Below are 22,491 nucleotides of genomic sequence, written 5' to 3' on the forward strand. Positions count from 1 at the left end.
GGCCTTATGATTTCTGGTTAAAAATCAGTGTTGGTTGTTTGTCGATTTAAGTTCTGGTGGCACAAGATAGTCAGGAATATTCAGGCCAATTTCGCGATAATACCGGTATGCCCCAAGATGTAATGGTACGGAAACACCTTTCAATGCGTTTTCAGGCAGAATGTATTTTGCGGAGCTATGGATCTGATGGACTTCCTTCTGATTTTCAAACATCACTTTTGTTAATTCATAGATGGTTTTTTCATCTATCTTGCGGGTTGTCATCAGAATATTGGGTTGCGCAATCGTGTGGATAGGCTGTTTTTGGCGTGGATAAGTTTCTGGTTTTATGATGAAGCGAAACCATGAGTTAGCAATAGCGTTAATCTTTTTCAGTTGTTCATCCGTCACATTGAGAATGCGGGCAGGAACACCACTGGCATACATATCGGTAACTGCTGAAGCGGGGACACCCGCAGGCAAGGCGCCGCCATCAAGACGACCGTCCCGCATGGCTGAAACGGTATCGCCATAGCCAAGATATTCTGGGTGAATCTTTTGTTTGCTGAGATTGACACCTTGCAGAATAATCAGGGTAGATTGTTCAGTACCACTGGCTTGAGGTCCTACAGAAAAACGTGTTCCGGCAATATCGTTTAACGTGCCATCCTTGACCTTATCGTCGATTAAAACAAAGTGTTCAACATTTGGCCAAAGAACAGAGATAGAACGCAGATCCTGATAAGGATGGTTTTTGAAACTTCGGACACCTTGATAGGCTTCGACGGCAATTAAACTTTGTAAAATCGCGAGTTGGGCTTCATTTTTCTGGAGTAGATCAATATTTTCAATCGAACCGGCTGAAGATTGCCCTGTAACCTGAATATTTTCCTGTTTCAGATGGTGACTCCAGACATTGGCCAGGCCGACTCCCATTGGATAGTAAGTGCCGCCTGTGGAAGCCGTTGCGACGGAGAGAAAACGTTTATTGGCATTTTCTATTTTGCCTGTTATGGCCATGATGACCAGAGCAATGACAGCAATAGCTGTCAATAGGCGCTTTACTTTTGTGGAAGCCATATTCTTTATCGTCATAATGTGGTTACCAGATGATGTTGTGCAATAAATGTTAAATATTTGTATTCACTTGTAACTTGTATACGCATTAAACTTCAAGTTGCCATTTACAACACGATATGAAACCTGATTTCTCTCCGCGAAGCGGGGAGAAATCACACGCATCTTGAAGTTAGATTGGTATATACAACATTACTTATCTGGTTCAGAGTTTGATGTTGAAAATTTGTGATAGGTGTTTTGTATACCTAAAAAATAGGCAAAAAATATACAATCACTGATAGATTTTAAGTGAGAGAAGTGCACTATATATATTGCAGAGAATAAAGAAATCAGGTTTTATAAATAAAATTTATATTAACGTTAAGGTAATCTCAATTCAGTCGAACAGTCGAAATTTCTAATATTTATTTAAACCAATTTGTTATTGACTATTAAGGAGATAAATAATGGTTACTCCACATCAGCATATTCATCACCATAATATCCGAACCCGTTATGCCAATATATCGGTAATAGATACTGGTGGCAGTGGATTACCCGTTCTATTAATTCATGGTAATTCAAGTTGTAAAGAAATATTTCGTCACCAAATTAACCAGTTAAAAGGGAAGTATCGGGTTTTGGTGTTAGATTTGCCAGGGCATGGTTCATCATCTAATGCCAGTGATCCGCGTCAGGCATATTCAATGCCTGGTTATGCACATACGGTCATTGAGGTATTAGAAAAAATAGGTATTAACAGAGTGGTGGTGTTTGGTTGGTCATTAGGTGGTCATATTGGGTTAGAAATGTTGGCGTTGTTTCCTAAGATGATTGGCTTAATGATTTGCGGTACGCCGCCAGTATCCGTCGGTGCAGATAATGTAGCACTTGGCTTCCGTCCTGGTTTGGGGCTCGCCGGCAAGGCGGAATTTACTGAGGAGGATATCAAAATTTTTGTATCTGATACCTATGGTGTTAATACCCCTCATGAGCCTTTTATGATTGAAGCCGTGATAAGAACCGAGGGATTGGCACGGCAGTATATGTTTGAAGCTTTTCTTTCCCCTCAAGCAACAGATCAAAAATTATTGGCCGAAACCAGCCAAATCCCGTTAGCGATTGTTAATGGGGCAGATGATCCCTATATTAATTTTGACTATATTAATGGTCTAAGTTATCGAAATCTTTGGAAAGGGAAAGTAGTTAATTTAGCGGGAGTCGGTCATGCCCCGTTCTGGGAAGCACCGGAATTATTTAATTCTATCTTGATTGAATTTCTTGAGGATTTTCAATAAAACCAAATGTGGCAACCCATTGATTATGATAAATAATGGCGGGAATCTTTTATTAAATAAATCACCAAGAAGAGCTCCCGCCATTATTTTTTAAAGATTCACTATGTGAAGAGTGCTAACAACGTTCAGCACTTTATACGCACTGAGGAATAATAGGAGAGAATTGACAGCACCAAGGATTATAATACTTGCATGGGAGCTCAGCACTTGCGTTAGCTGCAATAAAGGTTCCTATAAATAATGACAACACACAAGCCACTAATTTTCTTTTCATAATTTGTACCTCGTAAAGTTAAATATTAACCTGAATAAAGTTATAAAAACTAATTAGTTATGTGTATACCAATCCAACTCCAAGTTGCAGCTTGAAAATCAATGTGATTGTTTATATCTCCCCGCTACGCGGAGTATAAGACTTATTTTGAAAGGCGATTGGTATATAATGCTAACGTCAACATGCTCATTTTTACAAATAGCCTGTGTTCTTGGCAATTGATTTTCTAATTTTGTTGTCTTTTTGTTAATGTTATTTTAACGTTTGCTTTTTCATTATCTTATAGGAAAAATTACATGCATCTTGAAGTTGGATTGGTATATTTTGGAGGGGTTTATTTCCTGTGTGATAATTAATCGCGTTATTTTTGGATTTTGTATTTAGTTTGCATGATACTGTATCCCATACATGGTTATACACAGATGGTCATTAAGGTATTGGAAAAAGGTATTAGTAAAGTGTTAGTGTTTGATTGGTAATTAGGAAAGGTCATATTGGATTTGAAATGTTAGTCATGTTACCTAAGGTTATTGGTTCTTGATTTTTTAAAGATTATCAATGTAAACATTTATAATAATCAATTGATTATTATAAATAATAGCGGGAGGTTTTTATTGCATGTTTATTTAATAAAACACTTAAAAGCACTCCCACTATTATATTTTAAGGTAACATATCTTCACTGTTATCTCTATTCTAGCTTACAGTTTTTTACTGTAACAGCAAAATTCAGGCTAGAATATGATTAAATAAAGACAAGAATATCTTTGTTTTTTACAGTGTTATATTAAGTTATAGTTACAAGCAAATTGCTTTAACAACTGTAAGGCCAAAATTAGTATCAGGTATTCTATTACATAAAGCATCGCAGCCTTGCTTTATTTTATCATTAAATGCCTGACACACGAATGCATTTGCGTTAGTTGTAATGATTGTTCCTAAGAGTAATGAAAGCATACAAGAAGCTAATTTTCTTTTCATGATTTGTACCTCATAGAGTTAGGAATTAACATGAATAAAAGTATAACGGTAAATTATGTATAAACAGAGTTGACATTAGAACTGGTATTGATGTCAACATGCTCATTTTTACAAGTGTTCAGTGTTTTTTACTATTGATTTTTTTATTGTATTGATATTTTGTTTACAGTGTTTTAATAATTTGTTTTTATTGTTTTATAGAAAAAATGAATATAAAAAAATAAGAAAATTATTTTGGATGAATTTATTTATTAAATAACGTTAAGGGAATGTTTTATTTCTTTGGTGATAATTTATGATGTTACTTTTTCATTTTGATTAAATGATTTTGGAAGGAATAATAATCCACTTGGTATACACCCAATGAATTTTAAGTTGTAGCTTGTAAGTCAATGTAATTGTTTATATCTCCCCGCGTAGCGAGGAGATATAAGGCGCATCTTGAAAGGCGATTGGTATAGAAAATAAATCAACAGTTAGAAAAATGCGGATAAATGTTTTTTCAGTCGTTGAATGTCTTGAGAAATTTGTGGGTTTTTTATCACATCATAACAAGCAAATGTGGGTATTGGAGACATACCTAAAAATTGGTTTGCCTTATGGAAAGGGTGGTAAACACTGTCAATGCCTTTTCCTTCAAAAAATTGTTTGGGATCTTCAAATGACTCCAGTGGCGCATTCCAGGTTACCGAAAACATATAAGCCTTGCCTTGTATCAGGCCACCTGAACCATATTTTTTGGTAGGATCATCACGGGTTCGCCCATCATTCTTATACAAAGTACCGCGGCCAGTCTGGAAAACCTCATCGACATATTTCTTTAAAATCCAAGGTGCTTCCATCCACCAACCTGGCATTTGGTAAATAATACGATCCGCCCAAAGAAATTTATCCACCTCTGCGGGAATGTCATAACCTTTATCCACATGTGTTACCTGAACTTTATGACCGATCTCCGTCAGGTGATCTTTAATAACTGCGGTTAAGGCATTATTCAGCTCTCCTTTCGATTCCTCAAAAATTTTTGCTGAATTGATAACTAAAATATGGCCCATAATAATCCTCTGTTTTATTCCTTTGATAAACTGAGGATTATCTTAGAACTGGTTTTGATTGAATGTATGCCTATTTATTGTCAATTATTGCCCAATGCTCCGGCAATATCTATTTTCTTCTCCTGGTGGGTTAGCCGAAACCGTTTCATATCTCGGCAGGGAGATTCACCAAAAAGACGGCTATATTCACGATTGAATTGGGAAGTGCTTTCATAGCCAACCTGAAAGGCGGTCGTTGTCACATTGTGGCGTTGGGTCAGTAATATGCGCCTTGCTTCGTGTAAACGCAGCCATTTTTGGTATTGTAATGGACTCATAGAAGTGACAGCCTTAAAGTGATGATGAAAAGAAGAAAGACTCATTTTGGCGATTTTGGCCAGTTGTTCGACTTTAACCGGATCAGCAAAGTGTTCTTTTAGCCATTGAATCGCATGGCTGATTTGATGGCTTGGGCTTTCCTGAGTAGCCATTTGTTGTAAACGTCCTCCCAATTCACTTTTCAGTAACCGATAGATGATTTCTTTATATATTAGAGGAAAAAGGGCGGGAATATCTTCCGGTGTGTTTAATATAGCCAATAGACGATTAAAACAGAGCAAAAGATCTGTTGTAGCAGAAGTCACGGCCAATCCACATGTATCCTGAGTTTGCTGTTTTATCGTGACCTTATTTTCAACCATTAATCTTGATGCTTCCTGAATATTCAGTTTTAACATCAAAGCAAAAAAGGGTTTTTCTTTGGATGCGGTGCAAATCTGGGTAATGGTGGGGATATTTGTCGAAGTCACTAAGAGTTGTTGGGGATCGCAACAATATGAGCGATCACCAATCGTTACCCGCTTCGTCCCTTGGGCAATAACCATAATACTGGGATCATAGAGCCAACTAACGGGTTCGATTGGCTGTTCCAAATAGCAGAGTGTCAATTGAGGAATTGCTGTTTTTGCAGCGTGTGAATTGGGGGACGCTAACTTGGCTACTTTGCCAGCCAGTTGCTGTAGCTGGATTTCAATTTCTGTTCTATCGGGTTGTTGATTCGAGACACTCATTGTTCATTCCCTTACTTATACATACCAATTTAACTTCAAGATACCTATGATTTCTCCCGCGAAGCGGGGAGAAATCAGGTTTCATATCGTGTTGTCAATGGCAACTTGAAGTTTAATGCGTATCAAAGCCATGATTATTAGTGTGTTATGCAGCATATCCCTGAAAGGCAAATTATAAAAATAAAAAAATCCACGCCATTGCGTGGATTTTAATGAGTTTGTCAGCCTTCACGAGTCATCCTGAGAGACTGTGAAACAACAAAAGCAAATTAGACGTTAAACAAGAAGTTCATCACATCGCCGTCTTTAACGATATAATCTTTCCCTTCAGCTCGCATCTTGCCCGCTTCTTTCGCCCCTTGTTCACCTTTGTAAGTGATGAAATCCTCAAACGAAATAGTTTGAGCACGGATAAAGCCCTTTTCAAAATCAGTATGGATTTTACCCGCCGCTTGTGGTGCGGTTGCACCCACAGGGATCGTCCAGGCACGAACTTCTTTCACGCCCGCAGTAAAGTAGGTTTGCAGGTTCAGCAATTGGTAGCCTGCACGAATGACACGGTTCAAACCTGGCTCTTCCAGACCTAATTCCGCCATAAATTCTTCGCGGTCAGCGTCTTCCAACTCTGCGATATCGGCTTCAATCGCTGCACAAACGGGAACAACAACGGAGCCTTCTTTTTCAGCAATGGCGCGAACGGTATCAAGGTGTGGGTTATTTTCGAAACCGTCTTCATTGACGTTGGCAATATACATGGTTGGTTTCAAGGTCAGGAAGCTCAGATAACGAATAATCGCTTTCTCTTCCGCACTCAGGTTTAAAGCGCGCAGCATACCCGCTTGTTCAAGGTGTGGAAGGCATTTTTCTAAGACTTCCAGCTCCGCTTTAGCGTCCTTATCACCACCTTTGGCTTTCTTCTGTATACGATGGATAGCGCGCTCGCAGGTATCCAGATCCGATAGCGCCAGTTCTGTATTGATAACTTCAATATCAGAGGCAGGATCAACCTGACCAGAAACGTGGACAATGTTGTCATTTTCAAAGCAGCGTACTACATGGCCGATAGCTTCTGTTTCACGGATGTTGGTCAGGAATTGGTTACCTAAGCCTTCACCCTTTGAAGCACCTTTTACCAGACCGGCAATATCGACGAACTCCATAGTGGTTGGCAGGGTGCGTTGTGGTTTAACAATCTCAGCCAACTGTTCGAGACGTGGATCTGGCATCGGCACAACACCTGTATTTGGCTCGATAGTGCAGAACGGGAAGTTTGCTGCTTCGATACCTGCTTTGGTCAGCGCATTGAATAATGTAGATTTCCCAACGTTAGGCAGGCCAACGATACCGCATTTGAATCCCATATATTTATCACCTTAAATCACTTATATACGTATTAAACTTCAAGTTGCCATTTACAACATTCTATGAAACTTAATTTCTCCCCGCTCCTCGGGGAGAGATTACTCGCATCTTGAAGCTAGATTGGTATAAACCAACAAGAATAGGCTTGCCGGTCAGTTTACAAAATTGACGCTATTATACACGCAATAGCCCGATGCGCCATGCACTGCCAGTTAAGCGCTGGCTTTAAAGGCATGTAGGCGATTAATTGCCTTGCTCATGCCATCTTGTATCAGGATGTCAGTACAGCGCAGCGCTTCATCTATGGCATCGTCAATCAGTTTTTGTTCGCTGGCAGGTGGCTTGCCAAGGACGAAGCCTACGACTTTGTTTTTATCACCTGGATGACCAATACCGATACGCAGACGGTGGAAGTTAGGATTATTTCCGAGTTTATTTTGAATGTCTTTTAGGCCATTATGACCGCCATTGCTGCCACCGAGTTTCATTTTTGCCATGCCCGGCGGCAGATCCAGCTCGTCATGTGCAACCAAGATTTCATCCGGCTGGATACGATAAAATCCAGCCAGGGCAAGAACGGATTTACCACTAAGGTTCATAAAAGTGGTGGGTACCAGTAAACGAATATCTTGCCCATTCATGTTAATACGGGCGGTATAGCCAAAAAATTTACTCTCTTCTTTTAGGGATTGGTTATGGCGTTGCGCTAACAAATCAACAAACCATGCTCCGGCGTTATGTCTGGTCTGTGCATATTCGGCTCCAGGGTTTGCCAGGCCAACGATTAATTTTATGTTACTCACGGTTTAATTTCGCTTATTAGCAATAGAACAAAAGGAGATTAGTTTACCTATCTCACGGCTTGAGTACAAAACTCATTTAACAAAGATTATTCTGATGGAATGTAAAAAATTAGGTTTAAATTTGTACAGCTTGTGATCGCCACCGCAATAACCTTTCATATGATAAGTCTATAATTAATTTTGAAGAAGATATCTGCTTTCGTGCTTTTGCGTTCGTTGTATTTGCAAATTAGCGTTCACAAAAAGTATTGGAGGTTGGTTATGAAACGTAAAAGGGCTTTTATTTTTGGCAATATTCTTATGGGAGCAGGAATGGCGGCAATGTTCATTAGCTTAGCTTATGTATTGCTTAGCCATATCTTTAATTTTGATCTTTCGGAGTTTTTGACAAGCCTTTCATTAATGGGATTGTTTGTTGGGGCATTTATTTGGCTGGTAGGAGCCAGTATTGGCGGCCGAGAACGGGTTACGGATAAATATTGGTGGCTGAAGAATTACGATGAACGTTATTGTCGTAAAAAACAGCGACATTCGTGATTATTTTAGATAAGGCGATTATGGTTACCGCCTTATCTATATTTGTTAAATGTTCAGTGTATACCCATCTCACATCAAGATGCATATTGTTTCTCCCCGCGAAGCGGGGAGAAACAATGATTATAATGAGCAACTTGAAAGGTAACACGTAGATTAAAAATTGACATTGAAACCGAGGTTGAAATAGTAGTCATGATTCGGTTCATTATCATTTTTTTCATGTGATACGGCGGCAAATGCGCGAAAGTCATTGGTCAGATTGGCATTAACACCGACTGTATATTGGATATGATCTCTATTTTGTTTCTCTCCCTGTTGGACGAAACTTGTTTTGGTCGCATTGATCGCGCTGCGAAGGGTATAGCGTTCATCATCGAATTGATGATTGAGCAGAATAGAGGCATAAGGATTGAAGCGGCCTAGTTTGGTATCTACGCGCCAACCCACCGAGCCAACTTTGGAATGATAATTTTGAGCTGCAAAATGCATGGAGGTGCTGTTGTTACCTGTTTCACGATAACCATCAATATCCCCTTTATCCCAGGAATATTGGATGATTGGACTGGTGGTCAGGTAAGGCGTAATAGGGATATTCCAGCCTGCTGCAATCTGCCAACCCCACTGTCTGCCCATCGTTGAACCTGATTCCCTGCGAGTGGCTTGACCAAGCTGGATAGAGCGTGACAGGTTGTCGTAATTGGTCCGTGAATAATGAACATCACCGTTCAGCCATCCATTACCATAATAGTTCCAGAGTGTGTAAGCAGTTATGACATGACCAATAGCAGCATAGTTGAAATTAGGTGTTGCATTTTGTTCATCTTTATAACGTGAAATTGTGGCGCCTAATAGTAAATTATCCGTCAGTTGATAATCACTACCCAATGTAAGGGTATTATTGTGATTGCCGGTATAACCGCCAAATACACCAATTTTACCTTTGGCCTGATGATTATTGCGAAGCTGTTGCAGGTGACCTTCAAGTGAGCTTAGCGCCGTTGTGGTTGAGGTGCGGTTGATGTGGTTCAACGCCATCACTTGTAAAGGGGCGTTGTAGATCGACATAATGTACTGGCCGATGACTTTGTGTGCGTAAGGGGTTGGGTGGAGGTCATCGGAAAATAAGTAGGGTTGGCTCTTATCAAAGCCAGGCTGGGAAGAAGAACACAGGGCAGCGATTGTACCTTGTGGACAGGCATAACCAAGGGTATTAGCAATACCATAAATGGTTGGATTCTCAATAACTTCCCTTAAGAGATGATTGACATCGGCACGCAGGATATTGCCGTTACTGAGTTGATTTTCTTCGTTTTGGTTAAATTCGTCGGAAAATTGGGACGCAGTTTTACTGGCATTATCATAAGCATCAAGCAATTTGCGGTAAATTTCTTTTGCTGCTTCTGGATCTTGGGGAGAAGCGCCTTCAGCAATCTTTTTAAAAACGCCCTGGAGAATTTTATCTCTGATTTCCTTATTCGGCGTAGGGTACTTGTTGATGGCTTCGTGTGCTTGTTTCAGAATTTGGGCGATTTTGTCATCGGGTATTTTACTTTTTTTTAAAGCGCCTTGAAGCACGGCTTCCATAATTTGGGGGGTTGTCCCAACATCAGGGACATTAGGCACAATAATTAAACCCGCGCCAGCCTTAATGAGTTGATTGATCTGCGATGCCGCGGATGCAGAACTCTCAGTGATACGATGTTGCGCCGCTTTTTCATCGCCTTTCGCTAAATCTTGCAGAGCGTTCTTTACATCATTGCCGCCTATCCAATGTATGTACAAACCATTCGGATCAGCCCGTCCAGAGTGTGCCTGCAAATAGTCATCAAGCTGTTTCTTTGTTGGGTGCGCAATAAAATCCCATATAGGATTACCAGAGCCGTTAGCGGTTGCTCCGCCATAGGAATAATTGGTTCCACCTTTCTCAGAGGGTATTATTTTTTTGCCAGTAAGGTTTCGGGCTATGTATTCATCATATAGCTCAGCGTCTTTGCCATCGGTTGTAAATCTGCCGATATTCCCGCCATCACTTAAGCTATCCCCGAAAACATATACATTGTTATAGGCATAAGCATTTGTCATGAGGTTAACGAATAGTGCGGCCGTGGCTGATACTAAAAAGAGTGTTGTCTTCATGTAGTTCTCCTGAAAAAACAGCGCATTATTTTCATGCCAGCCAAAACACCTTGATTTAAAAGGGCATTTGCTCATTTTTCTTCGGTTAATGGCTGATTTTCTGATTGTTTCAGTTCGATACTACTTGCAATTGCATATACAAAAATTAAACAGAACGTTAACGTTCGCGTGATAATTAAACAAAAACGCAAGGCAGTCATTTTGCCTTGCGTCCCTTAATCAATGTTTTCTTAGAAACTTGCGTTGATACCTAAGCTGAAATTGTAGCTAGGATCTTGGCTATTGCCGTCATTACGGGTAACGGAAGCAAACCCGCGTAGGTTATTGATCAGGTTTGCGTTCACGCCGACAGTATATTGACGCCAGTTTGTGCTCTGTTTGCTACTTTCCCGCACAAAGGAAGTTTTGGTAGAGTTAATGGCACTGCTCAGTTTGTAGCTTGTATCACCAAATTGGTGATTAAACTGGACAGAAGCATAAGGATTGAAACGACCTAATTTAGTATCTACGCGCCAACCCAGGGTGCCAACTTTAGAAGTGTAATCTTGATCACTAAAATGCATGGAAGTGTTATTGTTGCCGGATTCACGGTAGCCATCGACTTCACCTTTATCCCAGACATATTGGATGATTGGGCTGGTGGTCAGATAGTGAGTAACAGGAATATCCCAACCAGCGGTAATGCGTGCTCCCCATTGTTTACCTGTGGTAGAACCGGTTTCCCTGCGTGTCGCTTCACCAAGTTGAATGGTACGAGTCAGGCTATCATAGTTAGTACGTGAATAATGGAAGTCACCACTTAACCAACCATTGTTGTAATAGTTCCACAATGTATACGCTGTCAAAACATGACCACGGCTTTCATAAGAGAAGTCAGCAATCGGTGAGCGCTCTTCTTTATAGTTAGAGTACATCGCACCCAATAGCAGATTATCTATCAGCTGATAATCGCTACCCAGTGTAAAGGTTTTATCTTGGTTACCCGTGTAGCCACCAAAGACACCAACTTTACCTTGTTCGTTGCCACCGTTACGCAGTTGTTGCAGGTGACCATCAAGGGAAGAGAGGGCACTTTTCACTGGTGCGCGGTTGACTTGATTCAATGTCATTACCTGTGACGGGGCATGATAAATAGAGTTAATGTATTGGCCCATTATCTTGTGTCCCAACGGGGTTGGGTGGAAAGAATCAGAGAATAAAAATTCTTTGTCTTTAGTAAATTCTGGGTCGTTGGAAGAGCATTGATCCGCGTTTTTACCTTGCTCGCAAGCATAACCCAATGTATTTTGGATGCCATAAATCGTAGGGTTAGCGATCACTTCACGTAATAATCCATTGATATCGGCACGCAAGATATTACCGTTTCCTTCGCTGATCAATTTGTCGACTAGCTCATTATATATATCAGTGAGTTTTGTAGCCTCTTGACTTGCATCATTATAGGCAGCGAGGAGTTTTTCATAGGTTTCTGTAATCTTGGCGTTGTCACCTGGATACGATTTTTCTGCAATTGTTTTCAGTGTCCCTTCAAGCAATTGACGGCGGTAATCACTATTAGGAGTAATATGGGTATTAATGCCATCATGAACTAATTTCAAAGTGTCATTGATTTTTTGTTCGATGGGTTTTTTTTGGTCTTCAGGTAGATTGTTATAAACTTCAGGATCTTTAATACCTTTAGACTCTAAAGTCTGGCGAATGATAGCTTGACTAAGTAATGTTTCTAAAAATCTAGGGGTAGTGCTCACATCAGGAACGGTTGGAGCAATAACTAATCCAGCACCTTGTTTGATAAGTTGATTGATTTGATTTGCGGCTGCGGTAGCGCTGGTGATGGTAATATCAGCGGCAACTTTCTCACGTTCTAGTGGATCGTTTTTTTTTGAAGACTGTTCCAAGGCATTGGCGAGGTCGTTACCCCCTATCCAATGAATATAGATGCCGTTAGGATTAGCTTTTCCATTTTGGCTATTAAGGTATCTATTGAGCTGCTCTTGCGTATTAAACTTATATTTAATCGCCATAGCCCCACCTTGCGCATAATTAGTTCCACCATCCTTGGATGGCGTTGGCTGGGTGTTCGTAATATATTGAGCAATATACTCATAATATAACTGGCTTTTTGCTCCATCTGTGGTGTAGCGTCCGTTATTGCCACCATCACTCAGGCTATCCCCAAAGATATAGACTTGATCATAAGCATGAGCATTAGAAATAGCATTAATTGAAAGCGCTAGCAGTGCAGGTGTAAATAAAAATGCCTTTTTCATTGGCACTCTCCTTAAAAAGTAGTTTTTGCTATTAATCAACATCTTGTCTTTAGAAAAGCGGGTTTTTGGGCAAAAAGCATCCCGCAACTCTTCCTCAGTAGGTTAGAGATGTTGATATGTTTAATATTGAGATAAACCCATATAAGACAGCTGACTTATTGGTAACGGCTGCCTACGATTAATTATGGTTTCAGGTTATTGAACTTCCATGTTGCTTTGCATTTTTTATGGATACTGGGATCTTAAAAAATTCAACGCTTAATCGCGCACATAAAATAACCAATCGAAAATTATCCTTTTCATCCCTGGATCTTGATAACTTATCTATTAGAATAATTTATTTTTTTAGAAAAGAAATAATACCTGTTTTCCGATACTGTTGTGTGATGTAAAGAAGTAAAACCAGCGCCATTAAGCGTGCGACAGGTTAGCAGTAACTATTCAATGACACCAGTATTGTTAGAATGTTAGGAACTGGACGTACCAGATGGATTGAAATGTTTATGGGGCATTAATATTAGATTATATGGCTATTTAATCGTTTTATTTTATTGGGTGAAATTTAAGATCTTGTGTTAATTTATTGATAGTTTTACTTATTTTCTAAATGGTACTATTTTTAATTATTATTAATTCTAAGCGAAATCATTAGCTAAATATATTAAAAAAACAGAAAACCCCGTTGCTGCAAATGCAGCAACGGGGTTTTTCAAGCAATGATTTATTTAATCACTTGAATAAGTTAGCACTTAATATTGACGCTAAAACTTAAACATTAATGCTCAAACATCGCAGAGATTGATTCTTCATTGCTGATACGGCGAATGGCTTCAGCCAGCATACCAGACAGTGTCAAAGTGCGAACTTTGTTCAACGCCTTAATCTCATCAGACAGAGGAATTGTGTCACAGACCACAAATTCATCGATCACTGAGTTCTTGATGTTTTCCACTGCATTGCCAGAGAAAATAGGGTGGGTTGCATAAGCAAACACCCGTTTCGCTCCGCGCTCTTTCAATGCCTCAGCCGCTTTACACAGTGTGCCACCTGTATCGATCATGTCATCGACCAGAACACAATCACGGCCAGCAACATCACCAATAATATGCATCACTTGAGAAACGTTTGCACGTGGGCGACGTTTATCGATGATAGCCATATCTGTATCGTTTAGCAGCTTGGCAATCGCACGGGCGCGAACAACACCACCGATATCTGGAGAGACAACAATGGGGTTTTCCAGCTCTTTCTGGAGCATATCTTCCAGAAGAATTGGGCTACCAAATACATTATCAACCGGAACATCAAAGAAACCTTGGATCTGCTCGGCGTGTAGGTCAACAGTGAGAACACGGTCTACACCAACGCTGGACAGAAAATCAGCAACAACTTTTGCAGTGATAGGTACACGTGCCGAACGGACACGGCGATCCTGACGGGCATAACCGAAGTAAGGAATAACAGCGGTAATACGACCAGCAGAAGCACGACGTAGCGCATCGACCATAACAACTAATTCCATCAGGTTGTCGTTGGTTGGTGCACAAGTAGACTGGATGATGAAAACATCACCGCCGCGTACATTTTCATTGATTTGAACACTGACTTCACCGTCGCTAAAACGACCGACAGCAGCGTCTCCCAGGTTAGTGTACAGGCGGTTGGCAACACGTTGTGCTAGTTCAGGTGTGGCATTACCAGCAAAAAGTTTCATATCGGGCACGAGAAAAACCTCAGGCTTGCGTCCAGAGAGATATTGTTGACCAATCAAACAAATATTGCTTATTGGTTCAATAACATGGGTATCCCAGAGCGGAATGTATGCAAGGGAGAAATGTTAACGCCACGCGCAACAAAACCCTGCATCCACTCTGGAGTTTCATTTAACACCCTACGGGCCGATGCTTCTGATTCGAACTCGCCGAAAACACATGCACCGGTTCCGGTCAGGCGTGACGGTGCGTATTCTAACAGCCATAAAAGAAGCTGTTCAACCTCACGAAAACGTTTTCTTGCGATTGGTTCACAATCATTTGCAAATGGTGCCTGTAATAATGCGGGCAGAGCGCGAATCGGAGAATTTCTTTTTAATTCAGGATCTGTGAAGATTGTCGGGGTTGATATTTCAATTCCAGGGTGGGCAACCAAAAACCACTTTTCTGCCGGTGAAGCAGGCTGGAGCTTTTCTCCAATACCTTCGGCAAAAGCGGCATGGCCTTTGACAAAGACAGGAACGTCTGCCCCAAGGCATACGCCAAGCTGTGCTAATTCATCATCGGACAGATTGGCTTGCCAATGGTGATTGAGGGCAATTAATACCGTTGCCGCATTGGAAGAGCCGCCTCCTAAACCTCCGCCCATTGGCAGACATTTATCAACGTGAATATCGGCTCCCAAATGTTCGGTGACAGATTGAATATCCGCATTGAGATTCGGTACAGCACGTTTTTGTAATAGATGATTTTGCAATAATCGAGCGGCCCGCACGATCAAATTGTCATCATGAGCGACACCTGTAACCGAAGTCAGTAAGCGGATTTGATTATCTCGACGCGGTGAAATGGTGATTTCATCGCCATAATCTAAAAATTGAAACAGGGTTTGCAGTTCATGGTAGCCGTCAGGCCGCTGCCCTGTGATATACAAAAATAAATTCAATTTTGCCGGAGAAGGCCAGGTTAAAGTCATTATTGAATCGTCCAATTATCCATCTTTAATTTTATGCGGTTGTTTCCTTGCGTAAGCTCCAGTCGGGTGGGTAAGGCGGGCGTGATCGTTGTATCGTATCCTTGATAATTTACGCGCCAAATTTCACCCTTTTTTTTGTCACTGACGGATTTAAGCAGGTAGTTTGCATCTAACTGAAAATTTTTGGCATTACCAGGCAAACCGATGATCCAACTTCTTAGATTATCCAGAGGAATATTCATATTGGTCAGTTGGTAAATCAAAGATTCGGGTTTATCACTGAGATATTTTTTACCATTATTGTCAGTGATCTGAATCATATTTGGTTCGACGAATAATTCCAATTCTGTTGTACCCAATGGATTGAGTAACAGTAACTTATAATTGTCAGAGGAATATTGTTGCCAGAAAAATCGGGCGTACACTTTTTTTTCATCTGCCAGATAAGCGAAAGAACCTCGGGTTTGGTAATGCCCTAATTTTTGCAGTTGCTGTTCACGGGCGTGCCATTGTGGTGTATCTGCTGATCCCGTACCCATAGGGGGTTGCGTGATTGTACAGGCAGTCAGTAAAACTCCGGAGAGGGGAAGTAAGCGAAAAAAAGCAGACATTTTCATACGGTAACCCTTGGTAGTAAGAGAGCTTGGCATTTTGTCGATTATAAATATGACAATTTAAAGCGTGCTACCCAAGTTTATAATCATAGAGGGTAATTTAACGAAAGTTTGCTGAGAATTCTCGAATAAAATTATCGCATAATCACCTGATTGACTTTTATTGCACAGATGCATCAAGTAGAATGCTCGACCAATGAGAGTCCTTATGAAGGGTGTGAGTTTATGAGAATAATTATCGATATCATCATGATCTTGCCTCCTATGATAACTCAATGCAGTTAAGATGACTTTATTAGCACTCGGTATCAACCATAAAACAGCGCCTGTTTCTTTACGTGAGCGGGTATCTTTTTCTCCTGACACGATAGGATTAGCGCTTGATGACTTGCTCCAGCAACCACTGGTGCGAGGTGGCGTTGTACTGTCTACCTGCAACCGTACAGAGCTTTATCTCAGCGTTGAACAGCAGGGTAATTTAAAAGAACAGTTAATTAATTGGCTATGTAAATATCATCAGCTTAACCCTGATGATTTGACAGGCAGCCTCTATTGGCATTTAGACAATGAAGCCGTCAGCCATTTAATGCGAGTTGCAAGCGGCCTGGATTCCCTGGTATTGGGGGAACCGCAGATTTTGGGACAGGTGAAAAAGGCTTTTTCTGAGTCGCAAAATTATCAATCTTTGTCGAGTGAACTGGAACGCTTATTCCAAAAATCTTTCTCGGTGGCTAAACGGATCAGAACAGAAACCGAAATTGGCGCCAATGCCGTTTCTGTCGCATTTGCGGCCTGTACACTTGCGCGGCAAATTTTCGAATCCCTTTCCCAACTGAATATCCTGCTGGTGGGCGCGGGGGAAACGATTGAACTGGTTGCCCGTCATCTAAAAGAGCATGGCGTAAACCACATGATGATCGCCAACCGGACAAAAGAGCGGGCACAGATGCTTGCCAGTGAAGTCAATGCCGAAGTCATTTCCCTACCGGATATCGATACCCGATTGGCTGAAGCGGATATTGTCATTAGCTCTACGGCCAGCCCATTGCCGATCATTGGCAAAGGTATGGTCGAAAGGGCATTGAAATTGCGTCGTAACCAACCCATGTTGCTGATTGACATTGCCGTTCCTCGCGATATTGAACCGGATGTGGAAAAATTGAGTGATGTTTATCTGTACAGCGTGGATGATTTACAGGCTATCATTCAGCAAAATCTTGCCCAACGTAAAGCTGCGGCAGTGGTTGCGGAAGGGATTGTGCAACAAGAAAGCAGCTATTTCATGGATTGGTTGCGTTCTCAAGGCGCTGTTAATACAATTCGCGAATATCGAGAGCAGGCAGAGAAAATTAGGGCTGAGATGACGGCAAAGGCATTGATGTCCATAAGGCAGGGTGCTGATGCTGAACAGATCATTAACCAATTGACCTACCAGTTGACGAATCGTCTGATCCATACACCGACTAAATCTCTCCAACAGGCTGCCAGTGATGGCGATTTGGAACGCCTGAATCTATTACGGGACAGCCTTGGGCTGGATCATAACTAACCCTATTCTAAATAAGGTCTGATATTACGAATGAAGCCTTCTATTGTCGCTAAATTGGAAGCATTACAAGAACGCCATGAAGAAGTGTTGGCTCACCTCGGTGATGCTGAAGTCATTGCTGATCAAGAGCGTTTTCGCGCATTATCAAAAGAATATGCTCAACTGACGGATGTGACTAACTGTTTTAAAGCCTGGAAAAGCGTTCAGGATGATATTGAAACAGCCGAGATGATGCTTGATGATCCCGAAATGCGGGAAATGGCGCAGGAAGAACTCAAAAGCGCAAAAATTCGTAATGAAGAGTTGGAACAGCAATTGCAATTGTTGTTATTACCGAAAGATCCGGATGATGAGCGCAACTGTTTCCTTGAAGTTCGTGCCGGAACGGGGGGGGATGAAGCTGCGATATTTGCCGGAGATTTATTCCGTATGTATAGCCGTTATGCTGAATCCCGTCGCTGGAAAGTGGAACTCATGAGTGCCAATGAAGGTGAACATGGCGGATATAAAGAAGTGATTGCCAAAATTTCTGGTGAGCAAGTTTATGGACACCTGAAATTTGAGTCTGGTGGTCATCGTGTCCAGCGAGTGCCGGAAACAGAATCCCAGGGGCGCATCCATACTTCTGCGTGTACAGTAGCTATCCTGCCAGAAATCCCGGAAGCGGAATTACCGGACATTAATCCAGGCGATCTGAAAATTGATACTTATCGCTCCTCCGGCGCAGGCGGGCAGCACGTCAATACCACTGACTCCGCCATTCGAATTACCCACTTGCCAACGGGGATTGTCGTGGAATGTCAGGATGAGCGTTCACAGCACAAGAACAAAGCCAAAGCGATGTCTGTGCTTGCTGCGCGTATCCGTGCCGCTGAGATGCAAAAGCGTCAGGAGGCTGAGGCCTCTGAACGCCGTAACTTACTTGGCTCCGGTGACCGTTCAGATCGCAACCGCACTTATAACTTCCCACAGGGACGCGTTACCGATCACCGTATCAACCTGACGTTATACCGTCTTGAAGAAGTGATGGAAGGCAAACTGGATATGCTTATCCAACCTATCATTACTGAATATCAAGCAGACCAATTATCCGCATTGTCAGAGCAGGATTGATGAATTATCAACATTGGCTCCGACATGCAGCTATGCAGTTGACTGAAAGTGACAGCCCTAAGCGTGATGCAGAAATTCTGTTGCAACACGTAACAGGGCGTTCCCGCACTTACTTAATTGCATTCCATGAGACACCAATTTCCCCAAAAGAAGTTAGCCAGCTTGAGACCTTGCTGGCTCGCCGCATCCAGGGTGAGCCGATTGCTTATATTGTGGGGGAGCGTGAATTTTGGTCGCTGCCCCTGACTGTATCACCAGCAACGTTAATCCCGCGTCCTGATACGGAATGCCTGGTTGAAAAAGCTTTGGAACTATTGCCTGTATCATCGGCACAAATTCTGGATCTTGGCACGGGAACAGGGGCAATTGCATTGGCGCTGGCAAGTGAGCGGCATGATTGCTATGTCACTGGGGTGGATATCAACCCTGATGCAGTCGCATTGGCAAGACATAATGCTGCCAGAAACGCGGAAAAATTGTCTGTTCACAATGTGAATTTTCTGCAAAGTGAGTGGTTTTCTGCGGTTGGGGAAAGACAATTTGATATGATTGTCAGTAATCCTCCCTATATTGATGAGCTTGACCCTCATCTGCGCGAAGGAGATGTCAGGTTTGAACCAGCCACTGCATTGATCGCTGCACAAAATGGCATAGCAGATTTGCAGACAATTATAGAGCAGGCTCGCCACTTCCTGTTACCAAACGGATGGCTATTATTGGAACATGGCTGGAAACAGGGAATCGTTGTCAGAAACCTATTTTTGGAAAAAGGTTATCAACAGATAGCAACTTTTCAGGATTATGGTGGTAACGAACGTATCACGGTAGGTCAATGGAATAAAGATGAAAACCATAGTTAATTATGAATTCAATAATGCTTCCCTGATAGATGGTATTATTCTGGTAACACGGGCCATTCGTCCTGATTTCCCCCACACAATGGTGACTGAGCAATTAACAGTATTGGTTGAAGAAGCGCGCCAAAAACTTTCCTCTATTACTGACACCAAAGCAAAATTACACGCATTATTGATGCTGTTTTATCGAGAATGGAAATTTGGTGGCGCGAATGGGGTGTATTGTTTATCGGATACCTTGTGGTTGGATAATGTATTGCGTTCACGCCAAGGCGCTCCCGTCACATTGGGAACGATATTTACCCATATTGCTCAGGCGCTGGTATTGCCCGTACAGCCTGTTATATTCCCGACACAGTTAATCTTACGGATTGATTTGGCTGATGAGCCGACATGGTTTATTAACCCGATGAATGGCGATACGCTCAACGAACATATCCTTGATGTCTGGTTGAAAGGTAATATTGGCCCGATGGTTCGTTTAGAAAATAAGGATTTACAGGAAGCCGATAATAACAGCATTGTGCGAAAAGTGACTGATATTATCAAAGTTTCCTTAATGGAAGAGAAAAAAATGGAATTGGCGTTAAAGGCCAGCGAAGTCGTGCTGATGTTCGATCCCGAAGACCCATATGAAATTCGCGACCGAGGGCTAATTTATGCGCAACTCGATTGTAATCACATTGCTGTTTCAGATTTGAGTTATTTTGTCGAACATTGCCCTGAGGACCCGATCTCAGAAATGATAAAAATGCAGATTAACACCATTGATCAGAGAGCAATCATTCTCCATTAAAGGTGTTATCCAATCCAACTTCAAGTTGCAGCTTGCAAATCAATGTGATTGTTTATATATCCCCCGCTACGCGAGGAGATATAAGACGCATCTTGAAAGACGATTGGTATATAAGGCAGCATTTCCTTGCTCCTTATTTATTTTTATAGATACAGCAAATTATTTGTCCTTAACAAGAGAAGGTATAAACATGCAACAGAAAGTGGTTAATATTGGTGACATCAAGGTCGCAAATGATCTGCCTTTTGTACTGTTTGGTGGAATGAATGTCCTTGAGTCACGGGATTTGGCCATGCGTATTTGTGAACACTATGTGACCGTAACGCAAAAACTGGGCATTCCTTATGTTTTTAAGGCGTCTTTTGATAAGGCTAACCGTTCTTCGATCCACTCCTATCGCGGGCCAGGTCTGGAAGAGGGGATGAGGATCTTCCAAGAGCTGAAACAGACTTTTGGCGTGAAAATCATCACGGATGTACATGAACCCGCCCAAGCCCAAGTTGTTGCAGAGGTGGTTGATGTCATCCAGCTTCCTGCTTTTCTTGCCCGCCAGACTGATCTGGTTGAGGCGATGGCAAAAACGGGCGCAGTTATCAATGTCAAAAAACCGCAGTTTGTTAGCCCAGGGCAGATGGGAAATATTGTTGAAAAATTTAAAGAAGGTGGTAACGATCAGGTAATACTGTGTGATCGCGGCAGTAATTTTGGTTACGACAACCTGGTCGTCGATATGTTGGGCTTCGGTGTCATGAAACAGGCAACCCAGGGTTCGCCAGTGATTTTTGATGTTACTCACTCATTACAGTGCCGTGATCCATTGGGTGCGGCTTCCGGTGGTCGTCGTGCGCAAGTGTCAGAACTAGCTCGTGCTGGTATGGCGGTAGGAATTGCCGGTTTGTTCCTTGAAGCTCATCCTGATCCAGAAAATGCAAAATGTGATGGCCCATCAGCATTACCATTGGCAAAGCTGGAGCCATTCCTGATGCAGATGAAAGCCATTGATGATGTAGTGAAAAGTTTCCCAGAGCTGGATACCAGCAAATAATCACGGGATCTGTTTGGTTTTTTGATAATGCGGTTACAGAAATATTGCCCTGTGACCGCTTATTTTTTACGCATTATCTTTAATAAATAATCTCTTGCCGGGAAAATCAATTAATACTGAATATTGATTGAAAAAGTTATTTCCAATTAATCCATCCGCATTTAAGTGATTAAAATCTCCATCAACCAATAGTGAATTGAGTTCTATTTTTTTAATCCCATCCTCATCAATTTGAAACGTCGATACATCGCATTCTTCATTTTCCAGTTTTTTGCTTAAAGCCCGGCAGGGAAGGATAACTGGGGGGGATTGTAGCCGTTGTTGCCAGAACACAGAAGCTGTTGCACCAGTATCCAGGATCATGTTGTAATTCTTGGCGTTTTGTGAAACCTTGACAATAATACCTTCTTGAGTGAGTCTCAGCGGTAATTCGCTCCAACCAGCAGTCACATTGACATCCAACGCTTGCAAATGGTCAGAAACCGACAGTTGTTGGTTTTTGTAATCGATAAGAACAACTTTATCTTTGAATAAACTAAGTCCTATTACCATCGAAGCGGGGAGCTTTTTTTCTTGGCCTAATAAGGTGACTCCCCACGGTGTCAACGAAACGCCGGTAATATCCTTAAATATCATCCCGTTTATCGAAAGTTGTGGAATGTGAAATTTATCATTAAAAAAAACTTTGCCTGTAATATCAGTAGAGCGTGCTTTTTCAGGATCTATCACTAAGCCTGAAATTTCCGACATAAACTCTTTCGTTAAATGGAGGCCTTGAGATGCACCCGTGTCGATCACTAAATTTTGCTTTTTCCCATCAATTTCGAGATTTGCTATTGGCATAGAGAATTTATCAAATTGAAAATTTATATGCATAACTTCTTCAGCAGCCATGGAATCTGTGACAAACACTGGTGTAATAGAAGAAAAAACGATGAGCACTGTTGCAACAAGATGTTTATTGCGTGAAAAAAGCATGAAAATTCTCCCTATCTGCGTTTAGATTTAAGTCAAACTTTGGGGTGA

Annotated in this window: 19 protein-coding genes; 7 read left to right on the forward strand and 12 right to left on the reverse strand. The window is 41.6% G+C overall.

Going from position 1 to position 22,491, the window contains the following annotated elements:
* Positions 1-24 precede the first annotated feature (24 nt).
* Positions 25-1,059 carry a TAXI family TRAP transporter solute-binding subunit gene (locus tag WDV75_RS09080; protein ID WP_337927179.1) on the reverse strand — a complete coding sequence of 345 codons (1,035 nt, stop codon included), beginning with the start codon at positions 1,057-1,059 and terminating at the stop codon, positions 25-27.
* A gap of 446 nt (positions 1,060-1,505) precedes the next feature.
* Between WDV75_RS09080 and WDV75_RS09085 the strand changes: the two genes are divergently transcribed.
* Positions 1,506-2,336: an alpha/beta fold hydrolase gene (locus tag WDV75_RS09085; RefSeq protein ID WP_273570909.1), complete on the forward strand. Its 831-nt coding sequence runs from the start codon at positions 1,506-1,508 to the stop codon at positions 2,334-2,336.
* A 1,072-nt stretch (positions 2,337-3,408) separates the two neighbouring features.
* Here the strand turns inward: WDV75_RS09085 and WDV75_RS09090 are convergent.
* The 5 genes from WDV75_RS09090 to pth all read right to left on the reverse strand — a co-directional run bounded on the left by WDV75_RS09090 (position 3,409) and on the right by pth (position 7,860).
* On the reverse strand, positions 3,409-3,591 hold the full coding sequence (locus tag WDV75_RS09090) for a hypothetical protein (protein ID WP_273570907.1): 183 nt from the start codon (positions 3,589-3,591) through the stop codon (positions 3,409-3,411).
* Between the two features lie 476 nt (positions 3,592-4,067).
* The gene (locus WDV75_RS09095) at positions 4,068-4,646 is read right to left on the reverse strand and encodes an NAD(P)H-dependent oxidoreductase (protein WP_273570905.1); all 579 of its coding nucleotides are present in this window, start codon (positions 4,644-4,646) and stop codon (positions 4,068-4,070) included.
* Between the two features lie 80 nt (positions 4,647-4,726).
* Positions 4,727-5,695: an AraC family transcriptional regulator gene (locus WDV75_RS09100; protein ID WP_273570903.1), complete on the reverse strand. Its 969-nt coding sequence runs from the start codon at positions 5,693-5,695 to the stop codon at positions 4,727-4,729.
* Between the two features lie 269 nt (positions 5,696-5,964).
* Positions 5,965-7,056: a redox-regulated ATPase YchF gene (ychF, locus tag WDV75_RS09105; protein WP_099132307.1), complete on the reverse strand. Its 1,092-nt coding sequence runs from the start codon at positions 7,054-7,056 to the stop codon at positions 5,965-5,967.
* A 213-nt stretch (positions 7,057-7,269) separates the two neighbouring features.
* Complete coding sequence (gene pth, locus WDV75_RS09110; RefSeq protein WP_273570900.1) at positions 7,270-7,860, reverse strand: aminoacyl-tRNA hydrolase; 591 nt, start codon at positions 7,858-7,860, stop codon at positions 7,270-7,272.
* 261 nt (positions 7,861-8,121) lie between these two features.
* Here pth and ychH point away from each other — a divergent pair, with 261 nt between their 5' ends.
* On the forward strand, positions 8,122-8,397 hold the full coding sequence (gene ychH / locus WDV75_RS09115) for a stress-induced protein YchH (RefSeq protein WP_273570898.1): 276 nt from the start codon (positions 8,122-8,124) through the stop codon (positions 8,395-8,397).
* Positions 8,398-8,550: 153 nt separating this feature from the next.
* Here ychH and WDV75_RS09120 read toward each other — a convergent pair whose 3' ends face one another.
* The 5 genes from WDV75_RS09120 to lolB form a co-directional block, all read right to left on the reverse strand.
* Complete coding sequence (locus WDV75_RS09120) at positions 8,551-10,533, reverse strand: autotransporter outer membrane beta-barrel domain-containing protein (RefSeq protein WP_273570896.1); 1,983 nt, start codon at positions 10,531-10,533, stop codon at positions 8,551-8,553.
* Between the two features lie 230 nt (positions 10,534-10,763).
* Positions 10,764-12,803: an autotransporter outer membrane beta-barrel domain-containing protein gene (locus WDV75_RS09125; RefSeq protein WP_273570895.1), complete on the reverse strand. Its 2,040-nt coding sequence runs from the start codon at positions 12,801-12,803 to the stop codon at positions 10,764-10,766.
* A 775-nt stretch (positions 12,804-13,578) separates the two neighbouring features.
* Positions 13,579-14,526, reverse strand: coding sequence for a ribose-phosphate diphosphokinase (gene prs / locus WDV75_RS09130; RefSeq protein ID WP_120211349.1), 948 nt, complete (start codon positions 14,524-14,526; stop codon positions 13,579-13,581).
* Between the two features lie 59 nt (positions 14,527-14,585).
* Entirely contained in the window at positions 14,586-15,491 is a 906-nt protein-coding gene (gene ispE / locus WDV75_RS09135; protein ID WP_273570893.1) for a 4-(cytidine 5'-diphospho)-2-C-methyl-D-erythritol kinase, read from the reverse strand.
* Positions 15,491-16,108, reverse strand: coding sequence for a lipoprotein insertase outer membrane protein LolB (gene lolB, locus WDV75_RS09140; protein ID WP_273570891.1), 618 nt, complete (start codon positions 16,106-16,108; stop codon positions 15,491-15,493). The genes ispE and lolB overlap by 1 nt, the downstream gene beginning before the upstream one ends.
* A 283-nt stretch (positions 16,109-16,391) precedes the next feature.
* On the opposite strand from lolB, the gene hemA reads away from it, so the two are divergent.
* The 5 genes from hemA (at position 16,392) to kdsA (ending at position 21,465) form a co-directional block, all read left to right on the forward strand.
* Entirely contained in the window at positions 16,392-17,654 is a 1,263-nt protein-coding gene (hemA, locus tag WDV75_RS09145) for a glutamyl-tRNA reductase (RefSeq protein ID WP_273570889.1), read from the forward strand.
* A 30-nt stretch (positions 17,655-17,684) separates the two neighbouring features.
* A complete protein-coding gene (prfA, locus tag WDV75_RS09150; protein ID WP_189759986.1) occupies positions 17,685-18,767 on the forward strand; it encodes a peptide chain release factor 1 in 1,083 nt (360 codons plus the stop codon).
* On the forward strand, positions 18,767-19,627 hold the full coding sequence (gene prmC / locus WDV75_RS09155; RefSeq protein ID WP_273570885.1) for a peptide chain release factor N(5)-glutamine methyltransferase: 861 nt from the start codon (positions 18,767-18,769) through the stop codon (positions 19,625-19,627). The genes prfA and prmC overlap by 1 nt, the downstream gene beginning before the upstream one ends.
* A complete protein-coding gene (gene sirB1 / locus WDV75_RS09160; RefSeq protein WP_273570883.1) occupies positions 19,611-20,420 on the forward strand; it encodes an invasion regulator SirB1 in 810 nt (269 codons plus the stop codon). Before prmC ends, sirB1 begins: the two co-directional genes overlap by 17 nt.
* 190 nt (positions 20,421-20,610) lie before the next feature.
* On the forward strand, positions 20,611-21,465 hold the full coding sequence (gene kdsA, locus WDV75_RS09165) for a 3-deoxy-8-phosphooctulonate synthase (RefSeq protein ID WP_273570881.1): 855 nt from the start codon (positions 20,611-20,613) through the stop codon (positions 21,463-21,465).
* A 66-nt stretch (positions 21,466-21,531) separates the two neighbouring features.
* On the opposite strand, the gene WDV75_RS09170 is transcribed toward kdsA, so the two are convergent.
* Positions 21,532-22,443 (reverse strand): aspartyl protease family protein, encoded by a 912-nt coding sequence (locus WDV75_RS09170; protein ID WP_273570880.1) that lies wholly within the window; start codon positions 22,441-22,443, stop codon positions 21,532-21,534.
* Positions 22,444-22,491: the final 48 nt, after the last annotated feature.

The organism is Xenorhabdus griffiniae, from assembly GCF_037265215.1.
Classification (GTDB): Bacteria; Pseudomonadota; Gammaproteobacteria; order Enterobacterales; family Enterobacteriaceae; genus Xenorhabdus; species Xenorhabdus griffiniae.